General features: G+C 71.4%; 18 protein-coding genes. 5 read left to right on the top strand and 13 right to left on the bottom strand.

Annotated elements, in window-relative coordinates:
* Window positions 1-18: 18 nt before the first annotated feature.
* Window positions 19-675: a TetR/AcrR family transcriptional regulator gene (locus BLW84_RS30095; protein ID WP_093272079.1), complete on the bottom strand. Its 657-nt coding sequence runs from the start codon at window positions 673-675 to the stop codon at window positions 19-21.
* A gap of 16 nt (window positions 676-691) precedes the next feature.
* Here BLW84_RS30095 and BLW84_RS30090 point away from each other — a divergent pair, with 16 nt between their 5' ends.
* Window positions 692-2,335, top strand: coding sequence for an FAD-binding oxidoreductase (locus BLW84_RS30090; protein WP_093272076.1), 1,644 nt, complete (start codon window positions 692-694; stop codon window positions 2,333-2,335).
* On the opposite strand, the gene BLW84_RS30085 is transcribed toward BLW84_RS30090, so the two are convergent.
* The 3 genes from BLW84_RS30085 to BLW84_RS30075 all read right to left on the bottom strand — a co-directional run bounded on the left by BLW84_RS30085 (window position 2,316) and on the right by BLW84_RS30075 (window position 5,506).
* Window positions 2,316-3,053: a GNAT family N-acetyltransferase gene (locus tag BLW84_RS30085; protein WP_093272073.1), complete on the bottom strand. Its 738-nt coding sequence runs from the start codon at window positions 3,051-3,053 to the stop codon at window positions 2,316-2,318. The genes BLW84_RS30090 and BLW84_RS30085 overlap by 20 nt on opposite strands.
* Before the next feature lie 129 nt (window positions 3,054-3,182).
* Window positions 3,183-4,334, bottom strand: a complete 1,152-nt coding sequence (locus tag BLW84_RS30080; protein ID WP_093272070.1) for an MFS transporter — start codon at window positions 4,332-4,334, stop codon at window positions 3,183-3,185.
* Window positions 4,331-5,506: an MFS transporter gene (locus BLW84_RS30075; protein ID WP_218157517.1), complete on the bottom strand. Its 1,176-nt coding sequence runs from the start codon at window positions 5,504-5,506 to the stop codon at window positions 4,331-4,333. The genes BLW84_RS30080 and BLW84_RS30075 overlap by 4 nt, the downstream gene beginning before the upstream one ends.
* A gap of 90 nt (window positions 5,507-5,596) precedes the next feature.
* Here BLW84_RS30075 and BLW84_RS30070 point away from each other — a divergent pair, with 90 nt between their 5' ends.
* A complete protein-coding gene (locus tag BLW84_RS30070) occupies window positions 5,597-6,145 on the top strand; it encodes a TetR/AcrR family transcriptional regulator (protein WP_093272068.1) in 549 nt (182 codons plus the stop codon).
* A gap of 137 nt (window positions 6,146-6,282) precedes the next feature.
* On the opposite strand, the gene BLW84_RS30065 is transcribed toward BLW84_RS30070, so the two are convergent.
* Window positions 6,283-7,662, bottom strand: coding sequence for an MFS transporter (locus BLW84_RS30065; RefSeq protein ID WP_245761489.1), 1,380 nt, complete (start codon window positions 7,660-7,662; stop codon window positions 6,283-6,285).
* Window positions 7,663-7,729: 67 nt separating this feature from the next.
* Between BLW84_RS30065 and BLW84_RS30060 the strand changes: the two genes are divergently transcribed.
* Window positions 7,730-8,332 (top strand): TetR/AcrR family transcriptional regulator, encoded by a 603-nt coding sequence (locus tag BLW84_RS30060; RefSeq protein ID WP_093272065.1) that lies wholly within the window; start codon window positions 7,730-7,732, stop codon window positions 8,330-8,332.
* Here the strand turns inward: BLW84_RS30060 and BLW84_RS30055 are convergent.
* The 5 genes from BLW84_RS30055 to BLW84_RS30035 all read right to left on the bottom strand — a co-directional run bounded on the left by BLW84_RS30055 (window position 8,329) and on the right by BLW84_RS30035 (window position 13,502).
* Window positions 8,329-8,721: a hypothetical protein gene (locus BLW84_RS30055; protein ID WP_093272064.1), complete on the bottom strand. Its 393-nt coding sequence runs from the start codon at window positions 8,719-8,721 to the stop codon at window positions 8,329-8,331. The genes BLW84_RS30060 and BLW84_RS30055 overlap by 4 nt on opposite strands.
* Window positions 8,714-11,539: an FtsK/SpoIIIE domain-containing protein gene (locus tag BLW84_RS30050; protein ID WP_093272061.1), complete on the bottom strand. Its 2,826-nt coding sequence runs from the start codon at window positions 11,537-11,539 to the stop codon at window positions 8,714-8,716. The genes BLW84_RS30055 and BLW84_RS30050 overlap by 8 nt, the downstream gene beginning before the upstream one ends.
* Before the next feature lie 137 nt (window positions 11,540-11,676).
* Window positions 11,677-11,928 carry a hypothetical protein gene (locus BLW84_RS30045; RefSeq protein ID WP_093272059.1) on the bottom strand — a complete coding sequence of 84 codons (252 nt, stop codon included), beginning with the start codon at window positions 11,926-11,928 and terminating at the stop codon, window positions 11,677-11,679.
* A gap of 55 nt (window positions 11,929-11,983) precedes the next feature.
* The gene (locus BLW84_RS30040) at window positions 11,984-12,244 is read right to left on the bottom strand and encodes a hypothetical protein (protein WP_093272057.1); all 261 of its coding nucleotides are present in this window, start codon (window positions 12,242-12,244) and stop codon (window positions 11,984-11,986) included.
* A 403-nt stretch (window positions 12,245-12,647) separates the two neighbouring features.
* Window positions 12,648-13,502 carry a hypothetical protein gene (locus BLW84_RS30035; protein ID WP_093272055.1) on the bottom strand — a complete coding sequence of 285 codons (855 nt, stop codon included), beginning with the start codon at window positions 13,500-13,502 and terminating at the stop codon, window positions 12,648-12,650.
* A 125-nt stretch (window positions 13,503-13,627) separates the two neighbouring features.
* On the opposite strand from BLW84_RS30035, the gene BLW84_RS30030 reads away from it, so the two are divergent.
* A complete protein-coding gene (locus tag BLW84_RS30030; protein WP_245761488.1) occupies window positions 13,628-14,578 on the top strand; it encodes a polysaccharide deacetylase family protein in 951 nt (316 codons plus the stop codon).
* A 60-nt stretch (window positions 14,579-14,638) separates the two neighbouring features.
* Here the strand turns inward: BLW84_RS30030 and BLW84_RS30025 are convergent, their stop codons facing one another.
* The 3 genes from BLW84_RS30025 to BLW84_RS30015 all read right to left on the bottom strand — a co-directional run bounded on the left by BLW84_RS30025 (window position 14,639) and on the right by BLW84_RS30015 (window position 16,923).
* Window positions 14,639-14,983, bottom strand: coding sequence for a PRC-barrel domain-containing protein (locus BLW84_RS30025; RefSeq protein WP_093272050.1), 345 nt, complete (start codon window positions 14,981-14,983; stop codon window positions 14,639-14,641).
* Window positions 14,984-15,306: 323 nt separating this feature from the next.
* Window positions 15,307-16,110, bottom strand: a complete 804-nt coding sequence (locus tag BLW84_RS30020; protein WP_093272046.1) for an alpha/beta hydrolase — start codon at window positions 16,108-16,110, stop codon at window positions 15,307-15,309.
* Window positions 16,111-16,224: 114 nt separating this feature from the next.
* Window positions 16,225-16,923, bottom strand: coding sequence for a DUF4232 domain-containing protein (locus BLW84_RS30015; RefSeq protein ID WP_245761487.1), 699 nt, complete (start codon window positions 16,921-16,923; stop codon window positions 16,225-16,227).
* 387 nt (window positions 16,924-17,310) lie between these two features.
* Between BLW84_RS30015 and BLW84_RS30010 the strand changes: the two genes are divergently transcribed.
* Window positions 17,311-18,102: a GH25 family lysozyme gene (locus tag BLW84_RS30010; RefSeq protein ID WP_093272166.1), complete on the top strand. Its 792-nt coding sequence runs from the start codon at window positions 17,311-17,313 to the stop codon at window positions 18,100-18,102.
* The last annotated feature ends 62 nt before the right edge of the window (window positions 18,103-18,164 follow it).

Here is an 18,164-nt window from a genome sequence, read left to right as displayed (position 1 = left end):
GTGGGGTACCGGGGGTGGTCAGGCATCGGTGGGCTCCGGGCCGAGGGCGCCGTCGAGGAGGTGGGCCAGCTCGGTGGTCAGGGCCGCCGGGTCGATGCCGCCGGAGGCGGGACGGGCGGAGATGACGAACGACTGCACGAGCAGCAGCAGGGCGCGTGCCTGCACGGCCGGATCGGCGCGGCGGATCGAGCCGTCCTCGTGGCCCCGCACGAGGTATTCGCGGATGAACCCCTCGGCGGCGAGCTGGGTGCTGCCGAGCCGTTCGACCAGATACGGCAGCAGGAGTTCGGCGTCGGTCTCCAGCACCCGCTGCAGCAGCGGCGCCGCCTGCAGCAGCCGCACGCCGCGGACCGTCCCCGCGACGAGGCGCTGCCGGCCGTTGCCGGTCTCCTGCCCGGACCCGGCCAGCTGCAGGATCTCTTCGAACTCCACCGTCACCAGCGCGGTGACCAGGCTGTCGACGTCGGGGAACCGCCGGTACAGCGTCATCCGGCTGACCCCGGCGCGCCGCGCGATCTCCGTCAGGGTGGTGCGCCGGACGCCGTTGGTCAGCACGCACTCCCGGGCGGCGTGCAACAGTTCGGCATCGCCGACCCGGTTGGCCGCCTGGCGGGCCGGGCGGCCGGGCGCCGGCGGGGTGCTGTCACCTCGAGAGCTGTGACATTGCGACGTCATGTGTAACACTGTACTGGTGAACGGCCTGATCGAACACACCCTCCGCGGCAGCTGGACCCCATCGGGGGCCTCCGCTGCGCCGTTGTCGCTACACGCGTTGCGCTGGTTGCGCCAGCGAACCGGCCTGGCCGAGACCACGACGCCGGCGGTTCCCGCCTCGCTGCTGGACGTCGCCGAGAGCGACCTGCCGGAAGCGGCGCGCGCCGATCTCGTGGCCCTGATCGGCGAGCAGCAGGTGCTGACCGACCCCGCCGAACGGCTCGGCCGCGCCGGCGGGATGTCGTACACGGACCTGATGCGCCGCCGCGGCGGGAGCAGGCTCGAGGTGCCCGACGCCGTGCTGCTGCCCACGGACCCGGAGCTGGTGCAGGGCGTCCTGGAGATCTGCGTCCGGCACGACATCGCCGTCGTCCCGTTCGGTGGCGGCACCTCGGTGGTCGGCGGCGTCGACGCGCTGCGCGGCGGCAAGACCGCGGTCGTCGCGCTGGACCTGGCCCGGCTCGACCGGCTGGTCTCGCTCGATCCAGGCTCGCGGATCGCCGTGGTGCAGGCCGGGATGCGCGCGTCGGAAGCCGAATCCCTGCTGGCCGCACACGGTTTCACGCTCGGCCACTTCCCGCAGTCCTACGAGCGGGCCACCATCGGCGGCTTCGCCGCGACCCGGTCGGCGGGGCAGGCCTCCGCCGGTTACGGCCGCTTCGAGGACATGGTCGAGGGCGTCCGGCTCGCGACACCGGTCGGCGAGTGGCGGCTCGGGGTGTCCCCGGCGTCGGCGGCGGGCCCCGACCTGCGGCAGCTCGCGGTCGGCAGCGAGGGTGCGCTCGGCGTGATCACCGAGGTGGCGCTGCGCGTCCGGCCCGCGCCGGCCCGGAGCCGCTACGAGGCGTTCGTGGTCGACGGCTGGCAGTCCGGCGTCGACGCGGTGCGGGCGCTGGCGCAAGGACGCGCGCTGGCGGACGTCACCCGGCTGTCCGATGTGGACGAAACCGATGTGCAGCTGGAACTCTCCGGCGCGCTCAAGGCCGGGGCCCTGAAGACCTACTTGCGCGGCAGGGGAATCCGGCAGCCCTGCCTGCTGGTGCTCGGCTGGGACGCGGCGTCGCGCGGCGAGCTGAAGCAGCGCCGATCGGCGACCCTGCGCGCGCTGCGCGGAATCCGTCTGGTCCGGTTGGGCCGCCCGGTCGGCGAAGCCTGGCGGTCGCACCGGTTCTCGGGGCCGCGGCAGCGCGACGCGCTGCTGGATCGCGGCGTGTGCGTGGAGACGCTGGAGACCGCGACGCACTGGACCGATCTGAGCGAACTGCGCTCCGCGGTGCGGACGGCGCTGGTGCGGAACCTGCAGGCCAACGGCAAGTCGCCGATCGTGATGTGCCACATCTCGCACGCCTACGAGACCGGCGCCTCGCTGTACTTCACGGTGCTGGCGGCTCGCAACGCCGACGACCCGCTCGGCCAGTGGCAGCGGGCGAAGACGGCCGCCTCGGACGCCATCGCGGGCCGCGGCACGATCACCCACCACCACGCGGTCGGCGCCGACCACCTGCCGTGGCTCGAAGCGGAGATCGGCGATGTCGGCGGCGCGGTCCTCGCGGCGGCGAAGAAGGCCGTCGACCCGACGGGAATCCTCAACCCGGGCAAGCTCATCCGGCCAGCGCGGTGATCGCGCGGTAGCGGTAGCCGAGCCCGCGGTACACCCGGATCGCGGGCTCGTTGTCCGCGTCGACCATCAGCGCCACGCCGCCGTCGCGGGCGAGCTCCGCGGTCAGGAACGCGCAGAGCGTCGTGGCCAGACCGGCGCCGCGGTGGTCGGGGTGGGTGGCGACGCCGGAGATCAGGCGGAGCCGGGGAGCGGGCCAGGAGTCGGCGCCGACGGCGATCAGTGCGCCGTCGGCGCTGCGGATCCCGGCCCAGCGGCAGGCCCCGGGATCGTCGGGGAACAGGTACGACGTCGGGTTGGCCTTGCGCAGCAGGCCGGTGATCGCGTCTTCGTCGGCGCCGGTGAGCCACTCGACGCCCGCGGTCGGGGCGCTCGGCGGCTCGGCGGCGAGGTGCATCCACCCGAAGGTCGCGCGCACCTCCAGCCCGAGGCGTTCCGCGACCGGCCCGGCGATTTCGGCGCCGGCGAGCGGCCGGAGCCGGTCGCTGCGCACCTCCGCCATGAGCCGCGCGAGGAGCTCCGCCGCGTCGTCGGCCGGGCCGCTGAACAGCACGCGGTCGTATCTGGACAACTTCGGCGCGTAGACGGCCACGGCGCCGCCGTGCCGCCACGCGGACCCGGCCTCGTGCGGGTACTCCGGCGTCAACGCCTGCGCGCCCCAGTGAACAAGCAGATCATCGGTGGCTCCGGCGACGGCGTCGGCGGTTAACAGCTCCTGCATGCCCCGATCGTCCCTCGCGGGCGTTCGGCCGCTGCGGGCACGGGGCCGTGAGCGTACTGACCAGGCGAAACGCCGCTCGGTCGGGAGTGCTTTGGGGCGTTGTGGCGCCCCAAAGCACTCCCGGAACCTTCAGTCGCGGAGCGACAGGAGCAGCGCCACCGCGGCGAGGGCGGCGGCGATGAAGCCCAGGTACTGGGCGCCCGCCCACTCGATCCCGATCGCGCCGATGATGCCGGACGCCGCGATGGCCAGGTAGAGGATCGCGGCGTTGAGCGACACCAGCACCGACGCCGAGCCCGGCGACAGCGTGATCAGCCGGTGCTGCTGCGGCGTCGTGATCGCGAAGGCCGCGATGCCGAAGAACACGATCTCCGTCGTCGCCAGGCCGAAGCTCCCGGTGGTCAGCGGCAGCACGAGAAGGCTGACCACCAGCCAGGCCAGGGCGAGCGCGACGACCTTGCGCCCGCCGATCCGGTCGGCCAGCCCGCCGGCCGCGAAGTTGCCGATCGTGCCGATCACCCCGAGCAGGAACATCAGCACCGCCAGGCGGATTCCGCTCCCCGCGGTGGCCGGCGCGAACACGGCGGCGATGTAGGTGTACGGCAGGTACACGGCGGTGAAGCCGATGAGCGTCGTCGCCAGCACCACCAGCACCCGCCGGTCGGCCAGCGGCGCGAACCGGGCCCGCAGCGATTCGGGCGTCGGCGCCGCCACGTCGGCCGGCACCAGTCGGAGCACGCCCAGCAGGCCCAGCACCGCCAGCCCGGCGACGAACCACATCGTCATCCGCCAGCCGGACACGGCGCCCAGGGCGGTGCCCAGCGGCGCGCCCAACGCGGTCGCGGCGGTGAAACCCGTTGTCACAGCGGCGATGGCGCGGCCTCGCCGGTCTTCGGGCACCAGCGCGGACGCCGTGACAGCCGCCGTCGGCACGAACAGGCCCGCCCCCGCGGCCGCGACCACCTGCGCCGCGAGGACCAGCGGGAACGACGGCGCGACCGCCGTGGCGATGTTCCCGATCAGGTAGACCGCCACCGCGAGCAGCAGGACCGGGCGCCGCCGCCAGCCCGCGGTCGCGGCGACGAGCAGCGGCGCGACCAGCGCGCACGTCAGCGCGAAGGCGGTCACCACCTGGCCCGCCGTGCTCATCGAGACCCCGAGGGTGTCGCTGAGCTGCGGAAGCACGCCCGCGAGCACGAACTCGCAGGTGCCGACCGCGAAGGTGCCGAACCCGAGCACCGGCACGGCCCACCGGCTCGGGGTGTCCACTGTGGATGTCATCGGCGGGCTCCGATCCGGTTCGCGTACTCGGACATCGCCAGGCCGGCGACGACGAAGACCGCCGCGACCCAGGGCAGCGCGGCAGGGGAGAGCGGCAGGGCGGCGGCGCCGATGACGCCGGCCAGCGAGGTTCCGAGGTACCCGCCGGAGGCGTTGAGCGAGATGACGAAAGGCGCCGAAGCCGGTGCGGCCGCGATCAGCCGGTGCTGCTGCGGCACCGTGATGCTCCACGAGGTGAGCCCGAAGACCACGATCGCGCCGACCGCGCCGGCGAAGGTGGCGGCGGACCAGGGCATCACCGCGAAGTTGAGAGTGCTGACCACCAGCGCGGCGGCGATCACCCGACGCGGCCCGATCCGGTCGGTCCAGCCGCCGGCCACCAGGTTCCCGACGGTTCCGGCGCAACCGGACAGGAACAGCAGCACCGCCAGCAGCGTGCCGCTGCCGCCGGTCGCGGCGCCGACGACCACGCTGACGTACGTGTTGACCACGAAGATCCCGGTGAACACGGCGACCGTGGTCAGCAGGATCGCGACGACCTTCCCGTTGCCCAGCGGCGAAAGCCGTTCGCGCAGGCTCGCGGCGGGCGGCGTCGGAACCGGCGGCAGGAGCAGCGCGACGCCGATCCCTGCGGCGATGCCGAGCCCGGCGACCAGCCACATGGTGCCGCGCCAGGTCGCGACCGTCCCGAGCAGCGTGCCGATCGGCACGCCGAGCGCGGTCGACGTGGTGAGTCCCAGCGTCACCAGGGAGATCGCGCGTGCGCGCTGGTCCTCCGGGGCGAGCGCGGCGGCGGTCGCCCCGGCGATCGGCGTGAACATCGAGGCGCCGGCGGCGGCGAGGACGCGGGTCGCGAGCACCGCGCCGTAGGTCGGGGCGAGCGCGGTGGCGATGTTGCCGACCGCGAAGACGGCGAGCGCGGTGAGCAGGACGCGGCGGCGGGGCCAGTTGCCGGTTAGCGTCGCCATGACCGGCGAGAGCACGGCGTAGGCGATCGCGAAGACGGTCACCAGCTGCCCGGCCTCGGCGATGCTCACCTGCAGGTCCGCCGAGATCTCCGGCAGGACACCGGCGACGACGAAGGCGTCCGTGCCCACGGCGAACGTGCCCAGCGCCAGCACCGCGACCCGGAGCGGGACGCGGCCGGTGGTGGGGTCAGCGGTCTTGGTCAAGGAGGCTCCCCGAAACGGTACCGATCGTTTCCATGTACTGGACGGTACCGATCGTTTCCGTTTTGGCGCAAGCTCGGATATCGTGGCGGCATGGCAACGCGCGCTCGAGAACGTCTGGTGGAGGCCGCGGAGCAGCTCTTCTACACCGAGGGCATCCGGGCGGTCGGAGTGGAACGGCTGGTCGCCGTCTCGGGTGTCGGCCGCGCCTCGTTCTACCGGCACTTCGGCAGCAAGGACGACCTGGTCGTGACCATGCTGCGCGGCTACGCAGACGCCGTGCTGGAGGGCCTGAAGGCCGAGGTCGCCAACCGCGGCGGCGGGCCGCTGGCGGTCTTCGACGCCTTCGCGGAGCGTTTCGAGGCGCCGGACTTCCGCGGCTGCGCCTCGATCAACACCATGGTCGAGATGGCGGACCCGGACAGCGCGGCGCACCGCGTCGCGGCGGAGCACAAGGAAGAGGTCACCGACTTCCTGGATGGCCTGCTGGTGGAGGCTGGCTACCGCGACCACCGGCAGCTGGCCGAACAGCTGATGCTGCTGATCGACGGGGCGAACGTCACCGCCCTGCGCGAGCGAACGGCGGAACCGGCCAAGCGTGCCAAGGCGATTGCCCGATCGCTGCTGGACGCCGCCGCCTGATCCGGCCCGCGACCTGCCCGGGTTTCGCCGTTTTCGCGCGAAAACGGCGCCCGCCCCTCAGGGGACGCGCCGTTTTCGCGCGAAAACGCCAAGTTCACCCTTGTGGGTCGGGCCGGTGTCGTCGGGCTCGACGCCGCTCAGCGGTCGCCGTCGCGGCGTGCCGGTAGCGCCGCCGCCGCGACACCGGCCGCGACGAGAATGCCCGCGCTGGCCAGGAACGCCGTCGCGTAGTCCACCGGTGCCTGCGGGTCCTGGGTGCCGGAGATGGAGATCAGCGCGGCGAGCCCGAAGGCGCCGCCGATCTGCTTGGTGGTGTTCATCAAACCGGCGGCGGCACCGGCCTCGGTGGCGGCGGTTCCAGCGGTGACCGTGGTCGTGAGCGGCGTGTTCAGCAGGCCGCCGCCGAAGGAGAAGACGATCGCCGGACCGAGGATCCCGGCCAGGTATCCGCTGTCCGCGTCGATGCGGCTCTGCCACACGAACCCGGCCGCGGCGATCAGCGCGCCGGCGACGATCAAGGTTCGGCCGCTGGCGTGGCGCATCAGCCAGGGCGTGAGGAGCCGTCCGGCCGCGATGGTCACGAGGGTGTGCGGCAGGAAGCCGAGGCCCGTTTGCAGGGCGGTGTAGTGCAGCACGTCCTGCATGTAGAGCGTGAGGAAGTACCACATCGGCGCCTGGAAGCACGCTCCTACCAGCAACATCACCGCGTTGCCCGCGGCGATCGAACGATTCCGGAACAGCTGCGGCGGCACCAGCGGGGAGGCCGCGAATCGGCTTTCGACCACCGTGAAGAGCACCAGCGCGGCGACTCCGGTGGCGAGCGGCACCAGGGTCTGCGGGGCGGTCCAGCCGAGCGGGACGTTCGTGACGCCGTAGGTCAGGCAGGTGAGGCCCGCGGTGGCGAGGATCGAACCGGGCAGGTCCAGGCGCGTCTCGCGCGCCGCGAGAGGACGGTCGGCGGCAAGCACGCGGGCCGCGGAGATCAGCGCCAGCGCGCCGATCGGCACGTTGATCAGCAAGGTGGCCCGCCAGGACAGGAACTCGGTGAGGGCGCCGCCGACGAGATTGCCCGCGGCGCCGCCCGCCACGCTGACCGCGGTCCAGGTCGCCAGCGCTCGCGTCCGATGTGGACCTTCGGCGAACGTCGTCGTCACCATGCTGAGGGTCGCCGGGGCGAGCACCGCCGCGCCGAGCCCTTGCGCGGCGCGGGCGGCGATCAGCGCGGCGGGGCCGGTGGCCAAGCCGCCCACCAGGCTCGCCGCGGAGAACGCCGCGAGCCCGGCCAGGAAGATCCGCCGCCGGCCGTGCAGGTCGGCCAATCGCCCGCCCAGCAGCAGGAATCCGCCGAAGGTCAGCAGGTAGCCGTTCGCCACCCACTGCAGGGATTCGGGGGTGAAGCCCAGCTCGGCCTGGATCGACGGGAGCGCGACGTTGATCACCGAGACGTCGAGCACGACCATCAGCTGCGCCGCGCAGGCCAGCGCGAGCACCGCGCCGCCGGTTCGTCCCTGTCGCAAGGGAGCCCTCCATAGTTGATGATACGTCTGTATCAGATACACTTGTATCACAACGGAGGGAGCCGCATTGCCGAAGACCGTCGACCACGACCAACGGCGGGCGCAGATAGCCGAGGGCCTGGTGCGGGTGGCTGCGCGCGAAGGGCTGCACGCGGTGACGATGCGTTCGGTGGCCGCCGAAGCCGGCGTCTCGCTGCGGCTGGTGCAGTACTACTTCCAGACCAAGGCCCAGCTGATGCACGACGTCCTGCGCCACCTGGAACGGCAGAGCCAGGAGCGGTGGGCGGCGCGGCTGGAGCGGATGCCGAGCCCGCCGTCGGGCCGCGCCTTCGTCGAAGCGTTCCTCGCCGAGGCGCTACCGACCGACGAGGAGAGCCGGGCGTTCCACCTCGTCGGCGCCTCCTACGCGGTGCTGGCGATGACCGACCCGGAACTCGCCGACCAGCCCTTCGTAGCCGGGCTGAACCACCTCGAAGCGCAGCTCGCCGACGCGCTGCGCAAGGCCCAGACCGACGGCGAGCTGTCGGGAGATCGCGACGCGTCCGTGGAAGCGGCTCGCCTGATCGCGCTGAACCACGGGCTGGGCACGGCAGTGCTCGTCGGTCAGCGCACCGGCGAGGACGCCGAGGCCGTGCTGCGCTGCCACGTCGACGAGCTCTTCGCCGCCTAGGAATCCTTCTTGCGGCGGGGGCGGAGACTCGCGGCGAAGCGGGGCTTCTCGAGCGCGTCGTAGAGCGCCCTGTATGCCTGCTGGACATCGCGACGGGAATCGTCCGGTGTGGACGGTGCGGCCTTGCGGTCCGGGTCGGGCATGCCCTTGACCTGCATCCACCGCTCGTTCCACAGCGCTTCCATCGCGGCGTTCCACCGCTTGCGCACGTCGTCGAGCACCTTCTCGCGCTGTTCGTCGGCGGCCTCCCGGCGCTGCTTCCCAGCGGCGACCGCCTCGCCGAGCTCGCCGGCTCGCTCGCGCTCGTGCTTGCGCAGCTGCTGCGCGGCGGTGGTGGCCCGCGCGGTGATCTCCTTGTACCGCTCCGCGGCCGGAATCTGCTCAGTCACCGGCTTCCTCCCGGATCTCGCACCGCTCGTCCGCTGCTTGCGGCGCCAGGACCGCCGGCACCGGCTTCGCCTGGTCGCCGAGGTCGAAGGGCAGGATCACCTCGGGCCGGGAGTGCACCGCGCGGTCGAAGAACAGGCCGCGCCGCGCCCGCGGCGACCAGTTGACCACCTGCCCGGCCGCGAACGCCGCCAGCTCCTGGCCGTGCACGTCGAAGGCGACCCAGGCGCCGATATCGTCGACCGGGCCCATGCCGAGGGTGTTCTTCACGCGCTGCGCGCTGCGCCACCAGCCGATCACGTGCACCCGCAGTTCCGGGCCCTGCTTGAGGATCTTCCGGAGGTGGTCCAGCCCGCTGACGCGGGTGGTCGGGTCCTTGCGCTCCAGCGTGGTGTGCGCCGCGTCGGCGGCGTAGAGCACCAGGACGTGCGGCACGTCGGCGCCAGACCGCTGGTCGATCGTCTCGGCGGTGCCGGCCAGCGCGGCCTCGATGCCGTCCAGGCCGACCAGCTCGACGTCGTGGCCGTCGGTGCGCAGCGCCTCGGCGACGCCGCGGGCGTCGTCGTCGATGTCGTCGAGCAGGGCCGCGATGGTGAACTTGATGCTGCCCGGAACGTATTGGCGCGCGAGGGAAAGCGTCGCCGTGCCGAGCACGCTGATCGCGTCTGCCAGCACCGATCCGATCACCGCGATGTTGCGTCCCGGCGAGCGCACGAGCCGGACCGCGGCGGCCGTGCCGTTGACGTCGATGATCTGCCCGAGCAGGACCTTCGGCACCGGCACCGGTGCCCGCAGCTTCGCGTAATCCTCCAGCGTGGACAGCTCTGGCAGGTTCGAGCCGTCGAACAACCGCGGCGGCGGGGCGTTCTTGTCGCGCTGATTCCACAGCTCTTGCTGCAGCGCGTCGAAGGTGTTCTTCGCGGTGGCGTCCGGGATGCGCGCGATCTTGTTGCCGTGCTTGACGCCCGACTCGTGGTTGACGACCGCGTGCCAGCGCGGCAGCTCCAGCGCGGCGTTGTTCTGCTCGGCCAGCACCCGCCGCGCCTTGGGCAGCGCGATCCGCAGGATGAACTGCTCGAAGATCGCCGGCTTGCCCCAGAACGCCTCGATCCCGGACACGTCCTGGCTGGCCAGCACCAGGTGGATGCCCTGCGAGCGGCCGCGCCGCGCGACGTCCTCCAGCAGCGCGGCGGCCTGCGCCGTGACCGGGTCGCGCTCGGCGAAGAGGTACTGGAACTCGTCGATCACGGCGACGATCCGCGGCCACCGGCCGTTCGGGTCCGCGTCGCGCAGCTCCTCCAGCTTGGTGACCTCGTGTTCCTTGGCGGACTCCGCGCGCCGCCGCATCTCGTCGGCCAGGAACCGCAGCAGCGCCAGCCCGAACTCGCGGTCGGTGTTGACGTTCACCCCGACCAGCTGCGCGTTCGGCAGCCAGCTCCGGTCGCGGCGGCCCGGGGTGAACTGGGCGAACGACACGCCTTCCTTGAAGTCCAGCAGGTAGAGCTCCAGCTCGTCCGGCGAGTAGCGGGCCGCGAGCCCGCCGAGCATGCCGTAGAGGAAGTTCGTCTTGCCCGACCCGCTGGGGCCGCCGATCAGGGTGTGCGGGCTGCCGTCGCCGAGGGTGATCCACACCGGCTCGCCCTCGTTGAACCCGACCGGCGCGTGCAGCCCGGCCGTCGAGCGCTGCGTCCACAGCTGCTCCGGCACCAGGTCGTCGAAGGTCCGCACCCGCGCCCGCCGGGCGAGGAACGCCTCCGCGATCGCCGAGCACGCCTTGGTCACCTCGTTGCTCGACGGCGATTCGTCCAGCTGCACAACGGCTTCCGGCCCGGTCATGCTGGTGCGCGCCCGGTCGCCGCCGAGCAGCTTGATGGACTCGATCGCGCTGTTCACGGTCAGCGAGAGGTCCACGACGATCAGCTGGATGCCGCAGGCCAGGCCGTTGCGCGCGATCCGCTGCAACTGTTGCTGCTGCTCCTCGCGCAGCGCCTTGCCATCGCCGAACAGCACCGCGACCCGCCAGGGCTCCGAGCGGTGCCCGCTTTCCGCGGCCAGCGAGCGCAGCGACGTGTGCCCACCCACCAGCGAATCGGTGTGGATCCGCCGGATGTGGTCGGAGAGCGCTTCGAGCATCTCGTCGAGCCGGGTCGGATCGTGCGCCGTCAGCAGGCCCGCGCGGGTCAGCGGGTAGAGCCCCGGCAGCGTGCCGGTCACCTGCGCGACGTCCCAGACGTGGATGCGCACCAGGCCGGGCTGGAACTGGCTGAGCAGCCGCAACAGCAGGTTCTGCACCAGCGCTTCGGCGGATTCCGGGTTGTCCTCGGTGACGATCCGCAGGTGCGACTCGTCCAGCAGCGGGATGGCGACCGGGAACGGTTGCGGGTCGGGCGAATCCGGGACGGTCGCGGTGCCGATCCGCCACAGCTCCGGCGGCGGCGCGACGGCGTCCTGGGTGCCGACCTCGCCGAGCCACGCCGGCCACGGGAGCCCAGCTGCGCCGGGAGCGGCATCCGCGACGAGCCCGCCGAGCTCCTCCGGGCCCTGCTCGGTCCACTCGGCGTAGATCTCCGCCCGCTCGCGCAGCGCCTCCCGCATCGCGGCCTTGAAGACCGGGTTCTCGGGATCGGCGATCTCCGCCGGTTCGCGTTCCGCCGCGGCCACCCCGACCTGGGCGATGCGCAGCGCGAACTCCTGCTGCGAGCATTCGGCGAGGACGCGGTCGTGTTCCTGCTCGGCGGCGCCGAGCGCGGAGGCGATGCTGGTTCGCAGGCGCTCGAAGGCCGCTTCGATCCGACTCCGCCGCTCGTTGCGTTTACCCACGTCCCACCTCGGAACCCGTGTTACAGACCGTGATCAAAATACCACTCGACGAGGAGTCGGGCAGGCCCCTGGTGTGCCCATGCACGAGGGCGAATGTGGCTCGGTTGAGCGCCGAAAGCCGAGAACGCCGCCGCGTCCTACAACCGGGTGGCGAAGTCGCGCACCGTGTTGAGGACGTGTTCGATCATCCCCAGGGATCGCTCGATCTGGTCATCGGCGCGGTGCAGGCTCGGCGGCACCACCGTCTCCGGGTGTTCCGGGTCGAGCTTCGCCAGCGCCTGCTCCGCCTCGGCGAGCGCGGTCCGGCTGGTGCCGAGGTGGGCGCCCGCGTCCGCCAGGTGTTCCTCCACGAGGCGCAACGTCTGCATCAGTTCGTCGAGTGTCGACACGGTGCCACAGAGCCTGTCTACGAGGTCGGGTTGGACTTTCCGCCGTTGCCGGGACCTAGAGGCGGCCCGCGTAGCCCTCGGTGGCGTTGATCGTCGCGCTGATCTGCGCCTGCACCCCGCTGATCACCTGCATCACCTCGGCGAGCGAGCCGTGCGCGTGCTGCATCTCCTCCTGGGAGCTGCCCTGGGTGGCGGTGACAAGGGCCGACTGCGCCTCTTCGAGCGCGAGGTTGCCCTGTTGCAGGGCGGCGATGCTCTCCTGCATCTTCTGGTTTGCCAAGGCAATTCCCGCGCGAACTTCTTCGACGCCCGCCATCTGGACTCTGGACCTCCGTGGTGCACAACGCTGTATCGGCCCACAAGTTAGCGCCCGGTGGCGGCGACGGCGCAGGCAGGTGGGTGCGGATGATCACGACTCGATCGCGGTGCGTGACGACCAGGGAAATTGATCACCCGACCGGCAGGCGATCCTCCTGAAATGCGCCTTTTGCCCGCCCCGCCGTCCGGTGCGCCCGCGGTTCAATGGAAATCGGGCCTTCGATTTCCATTGAGCGCTTTTCGTCTTGGCTGGTGACCGCAGTCGCGATGGCTAACGGACCGCATCCCGAAAGCGGTCGCATGCCCCGCAGGCGCATAGCCCACCCGCGCAGCTTGCACCGCCGCCCGCACCGCCACGCAGAACGAGGATGGAAATACCTCATTGAAATTGCGGTCGTCGCTCAGTCGTGGCCCGTGGTGCCCACTGTGGATGGTCCGCCCGCTGTCGCCTCGTCCGCTTCGGCCTCGACGGCGGACACCTCGATCGCCGCGACGCCGGACGGCGGCGTCGGTGCGGCCGACCACCGGGCGGTGGCGCGGTGCTCGTCGACGCGCAGCCGCGACCAGCCGTTGCCGCCGAGGGTCGAAATCGCGCCGAGCACGATCTCCGGCAGGTCGCCGAGCGCCGGCCCGAGGTCCATCGCGACCCGGACCAGCGGCGGATCCACCGTGTACTCGCTGATCATGGCCGTGTGCGACAGGCGGCTGGCCACCGCTCGTGCCGGCCACTCCGCGCCCGCCCGCCGCTCGGTGACCACGTCCACGAGCAGCCGCAGGCGCGGGCGCGGGTTGCCGCGTTCGTCCAGGTCGCTGACGCCTTCTGGTGCCTCCGCCGGCGGTTCGTCCGGGTCGCCAGGGTCGGGCCTGCCGAACAGGATCGACCCGCCGGACCACGCCTCGACCAGCAGCCGCTCGCCGCCGGCGACCAGATCGCCCACCAGATCCGGGTGCTCCACCACCGTCCACGCCGTCGGCGGCTCGCAGGACACCCGGTGCCTGGCGTAGTCGGGCCCGAGCTCGCGCAGGAAGTTGCGCACCGCGCGGGACAACCCGGCCACGTGCTGCCCGGTCTCCGCGCTGGCCCGGCTGATCGTGACCGACCAGCAGCCGGGTTCCTCGTCGGAGCAGTCCCCGGACGCCACGATCCGGCCGTCGATCCGCCGCACCAGGTCGCGGCAGGCGGCGCGCGCAGCGGTCTCGTCATCGGCCGCGACGACGACGATGATCAGCAATTCGAGCTCGGTGTTTTCAGCCATCGCGAGAAGCATTCTCGCGCACCGAACTGGAACGTCGAACGGATGATCAGGTGAAGTCGCGACGAGCGGGCAGAAGGACTGTGTCCGACGGCACAGCGGGCCGGTTTGACCTTCACACTGGTGTGATGGTTGGAGCATTGCCGCAACACCCGGAAAACACCGCGATAGCAGGGAAAACCCGCCGCGGGCAGCCCGACCAGGAGGCGGCAGTGCACAACCAGCTCTTCGACTACAGCCCGATCGTCGACCGCGCCCCGGTGCGGTGGCCGGGCGGCGCCCGGCTGGCGTTCTACGTGGGCCTCAACGTCGAGCACTACGAGATCGACCGGCCGTCCACCAGCATCTTCGCCGGGACCAGGGACCTGGCGCCCGACCCGCTGAACTACGGCTGGCGGGACTACGGCCCGCGGGTCGGCATCTGGCGGCTGGTGGACATCTTCGACCGGCACGGCATCCGCCCCAGCGTGCTGCTGAACTCCGACGTCACCGAGCACAACCCGCAGATCATCGACGCGGGCAAGCAGCGCGACTGGGCCTGGTTGGCGCACGGCAAGAACAACTCGATCCTGCAGGCGGGCATGCCGGTCGACGAGGAGCGCGCCTACCTGCGGGACGTGGTGGACACCATCGAGGCCGCGACCGGCACCCGCCCGCGCGGGTGGATGGGGCCGGGACTGACCGAAACGTTCCACACGCCAGCGCTCCTCGCGGAGCTCGGCCTGCGCTACGTGCTGGACTGGAGCAACGACGACCAGCCGTACCGGCTGAACGTGCCCGGCCTGCTCAGCGTGCCGTACCAGACCGAGCTCAACGACGTGACGATGTTCGTGGGCACCGGGGTGAGCGGCCCTGACTTCCTGCAGGCGGTCAAGGACCAGTTCGACCAGCTCTACGCCGAATCGGCGGACAGCGGGCGGGTGATGTCGCTGGCGCTGCACCCGTTCGTCATCGGTCAGCCGTTCCGGGCCAAGTACCTGGACCAGGCGCTGGAGTACATCACCGGTCACGAGGGCGTGTGGCTGACCACCAGCGACGAGATCGCCGAGCACCACGCCCGCTCGGCCGATCGCGGTTGATCCGGTAGCCGAGCCCGTGGCGGCCGACCGCTGCCACGGGCTCACGGCGTCGCGTGCCGCCTAGAGCTGCTCGGCCTCGGCGGGCGGTTCGCCCTGATCCAGGCCGTAGTAGTGGAAGAGGTCGCGGCCCTCCTGGTCGGAGAGGTGGCCGTGCTCGGCCTCGACGCGCGGGGCGTTGCGCACCCGGTCCTTGGAGACGCGCAGGTCGAGGCGGTTCTCCTCGGTGGTCGCGCCGGCCAGCGGTACGAAGGTCTCCTTGACGCCGAACACGCCGATCCGGACGGTGACCCACTCCGGCTGATGGGTCACGTCGTCGACGTAGACGTTGCCGACCCGGCCGACGCGGTCGCCGTTGCGGTCGAACACCGGAGTGCCGATCAGGTCCTGTGCGCGCTCGACGTTCATGGCCACCTCGCTCCACCCCAACCCCGATTGCCGACCTCCCCGTCGGCAATCCTCAAGCTGCCCGTGGAGCGCTTGAGCTGCAACTGCGCAAGCGACACGCCTCACCCGAACAGGTAATGATCGAGATTATTCGGCGCCCACTATTAATGATCCTTCATTTTCGGGCATGACTCGCTCGCCCTCGGACTTGCTTTGAAGCGGTACCGCGGGTTCTCGGACGCCGTCCGGCGAAGCGCGAATTCGGTCATGCGCAAGTCGGGGCTCCCACAAACCCGGGCGACGGCCGCAATTCCCGCAGGGAGCCGCTGTGCGGAGACAAGTGGCTACGAATTCAGCTCGCGGCCGATGAAGGTGAGGACGTCGTTCATCACCTCGGCCTTGTTGACCTCGTTGAGCAGCTCGTGGCGGCCACCCGGGTAGATGTGCTCGTGGAACTCGCTGCCGCGGATGCGGTCGATGCCGGTGCGGGTGTCGGCCTCCGGCACCAGCTCGTCGTCCTCGCCGTGCACCCACAGCGTCGGCCGGTCCAGTGCGGGCCCGTCGTTGATGGCCAGCAGGCACTCGTCGATCGCCTGCAGCGTGGCGCGCTTGAACGGGCCGTGCCAGACCAGCGGATCGGCGATGTACGCCGCGCCGACCTCGGGGTCGCGGGACAGCGTCGCCGGATCGATCGGGACGTCCGGAATCTCGTCGTGCTCCAGCAGGTCCAGCACGTGCCAGGTGCCCAGCACCGGCGCGGACAGCACGACCGCCGCCAGGTGCTCCTGGTGCTCCTGCGCGTAGCGGGCGGCGAGCATCCCGCCCATCGAATGACCGATGAGGACGACCGGCAGGTCCGGGTGCTCGGCGGTGACCTGCCTGCGGAGCTCCTCCAGATCGGCCACGATCGTCTCGGCGTCCTCGAAGTAGACCCGGTCGCCGGGGGAGCGGCCGTGCCCGACGTGGTCCGGGGCGTAGACCAGCGCGCGGGCGCCGACCAGCTGCTCCGCGACCCACTGGTACCGGCCGGAGTGCTCGCCGTAGCCGTGCGCGATCAGCGCGATCCAGCCGGGGTTGGTCCCCGACCACTCGCGCACCGCCAGCTCGCCGTGCCGTCCGTTGACCACTCGATCCGTTGACTCGATCATGCCGCCACCCCAGCACACCTCATCCGTTCGGGCCAACCCCGGCCTTGTCCGCCGAACGGCGATTTCGCGCGAAATCGACCGGGAGCGCCGATTCCGCGCGAGGCCGCGCTGCCGTCACCGGTGGTACGCGCTGTTGTCGATTTCGCCGAACCCGCAGACCGCACCCACGTTCCAGGTGACGGAGAGCGCGTCGGTCTCGTCCGGCGGGATGACCTGCGCACGCGCCGGGGTCGGCTGGCAGGGGCCCTCCATCGGCTCGCCCTCGTGCGGGACGGCCGTCCAGTGCAGCGTCGCGCGGGCCGACTCACCGGGCGCCAGCGTGATCAGGCCCGGGCCGGGGTTCGGCGTCCGCTCCATCTTGGTGGGCACCGCCTGGCCGGAGGCGTCGACCAGCTGCATGCCGCCGTACCCGTAGAGCGTGCAGGTCTCGTTGCTGGAATTGCGCAGCACCAGGTCGGCGTAGCGCTGGCCCGCCCCGGCCTCGGCGCCCTCCACCGTGCCCGTGAGCATCGAGGTGTGGCAGCGCTCCACCTTCTTCGGCTGGACCCGTCCTGGCGACGAGGCCGGCGTCGTGCTGCCGCCCGTGGCGGGGCCGTTCGCGGGGGCCTCGGAAGCCTGGGGATCCGGTCGTGCATCCGCGTTCGTGGCAGGCGGCGCCGGCTGGAGTTTCTGCTCCGGTGCAGTGACAACCTGGCCGGTCTGCGCTGTTTGCGCGCTTTGCGCTCCGCAGCCCGCCATCAGCCCGGCGATCAGCAGTGCTCCGGACGCCTGGAGCGTCCGCGAGCCGAAAATCCGCAATCGGTTCGGGGTCACGGTGACCACCTCCCGTCCCCCGGCCTCGCGGGCGGGGTCGTCGGTATTTGCTCTGCTGTTCCTGAAGACGTCCGGCCGTTGGCGAGGTTGCCCGCACGGTCGATTTTCCCGCCGTCGGCGACTTCGTGACCTGCGGTGCGTCGGATGCTCCGGTTGCCCCGATCGACTAGCTCGACTAGCGGATCGAGTGACGGTCGGCTGCGCCGAATAGGTATTGCCGCGGCTAGAAGCAACCCGATTCGGGTAATTCACGGCGCCGAGAATCCGTTACGCCTTGCGCAGATATCGACCGATCGGGTGGGGATCTTGACCTGAACGGCGGGACTGCCCCTTTGGCTGACTTCGATAGTTTGGCAACTCCAGAAGGCCGAAGTCAGGGGGTTGATCATGGCCGAGCGAATTCCGGGCATTGACGTCGCGCGATATCAGGGGGAACCCGACTGGGGTGCGGTTCGCGGCGCCGGATATGCCTTCACGTACATCAAGGCGACCGAGGGAATCGGATATGTGAGCCCGACGCTGGACGCCCAACTGGCCGGCGCCCGCGGCGCCGGGATGGTCACCGGGCTCTACCACTTCGCCCGCCCGGACACGAATTCGCCGCAGCAGGACGCGGCCGACTTCGCCGCCCAGCTGGCGCGGCTGAACTCCAGCGCGGCGGGCAACCTGCCGCCGTGCCTGGACATGGAGACCGACGCGCCGAACCTCGGAGGCTGGGTCAAGGGGTTCATCGACGCGGTCCGCGGGCACACCGGGCGGCACGAGATCGTGGTCTACGCCTCGACGTCCTGGTTCCAGAGCAAGCTCGCGCCGGAGACCTGGGTCGACCCCGGCGTGTTCCTGTGGGTCGCGCACTACGGGCGCCCGCCGGGCGAGCCCGGCTACCTCACCGACCGGGTCGCGATCCACCAGCACGCCTCGGACGGGAAGGTTCCCGGGATCGCCGGCGACACCGACTTGAACGTCTCGCTGGTCCCGCTGGAGGTGCTCACCGGAGCCGGTGCCCCGCCACCGCCGCCTCCTCCGCCGCCGCAGGAGACCTACGTCGTGCAGCCCGGTGACACGCTCTCCGAGATCGGGCAGAAGCTGGGCGTCGACTGGCGGGAGATCGCGCGGGTCAACGGCATCGCCGACCCGGACCTGATCTACGTCGGCCAGGTGCTGAAAATCCCGCGCTGAGCTGGCGCCGTTCTCCCGGCGGAGTCCCCGGCCGTCCTCGTGGCGGCCGCTCGGGGCTCCGT

This window comes from Saccharopolyspora shandongensis (genome assembly GCF_900106995.1).
GTDB classification, from domain to species: Bacteria; Actinomycetota; Actinomycetes; order Mycobacteriales; family Pseudonocardiaceae; genus Saccharopolyspora; species Saccharopolyspora shandongensis.
This window is presented reverse-complemented; position numbering and strand designations above follow the sequence as displayed.

Bases quoted from the DNA above. Each gene is read 5' to 3' on its own strand.
- BLW84_RS30095 (WP_093272079.1), bottom strand. From the start codon at position 675: ATGACGTCGCAATGTCACAGCTCTCGAGGTGACAGCACCCCGCCGGCG.
- BLW84_RS30085 (WP_093272073.1), bottom strand. From the start codon at position 3,053: ATGCAGGAGCTGTTAACCGCCGACGCCGTCGCCGGAGCCACCGATGAT.
- BLW84_RS30080 (WP_093272070.1), bottom strand. From the start codon at position 4,334: ATGACATCCACAGTGGACACCCCGAGCCGGTGGGCCGTGCCGGTGCTC.
- BLW84_RS30070 (WP_093272068.1), top strand. From the start codon at position 5,597: ATGGCAACGCGCGCTCGAGAACGTCTGGTGGAGGCCGCGGAGCAGCTC.
- BLW84_RS30040 (WP_093272057.1), bottom strand. From the start codon at position 12,244: ATGGCGGGCGTCGAAGAAGTTCGCGCGGGAATTGCCTTGGCAAACCAG.
- BLW84_RS30035 (WP_093272055.1), bottom strand. From the start codon at position 13,502: ATGGCTGAAAACACCGAGCTCGAATTGCTGATCATCGTCGTCGTCGCG.
- BLW84_RS30030 (WP_245761488.1), top strand. From the start codon at position 13,628: ATGGTTGGAGCATTGCCGCAACACCCGGAAAACACCGCGATAGCAGGG.
- BLW84_RS30025 (WP_093272050.1), bottom strand. From the start codon at position 14,983: ATGAACGTCGAGCGCGCACAGGACCTGATCGGCACTCCGGTGTTCGAC.
- BLW84_RS30020 (WP_093272046.1), bottom strand. From the start codon at position 16,110: ATGATCGAGTCAACGGATCGAGTGGTCAACGGACGGCACGGCGAGCTG.
- BLW84_RS30010 (WP_093272166.1), top strand. From the start codon at position 17,311: ATGGCCGAGCGAATTCCGGGCATTGACGTCGCGCGATATCAGGGGGAA.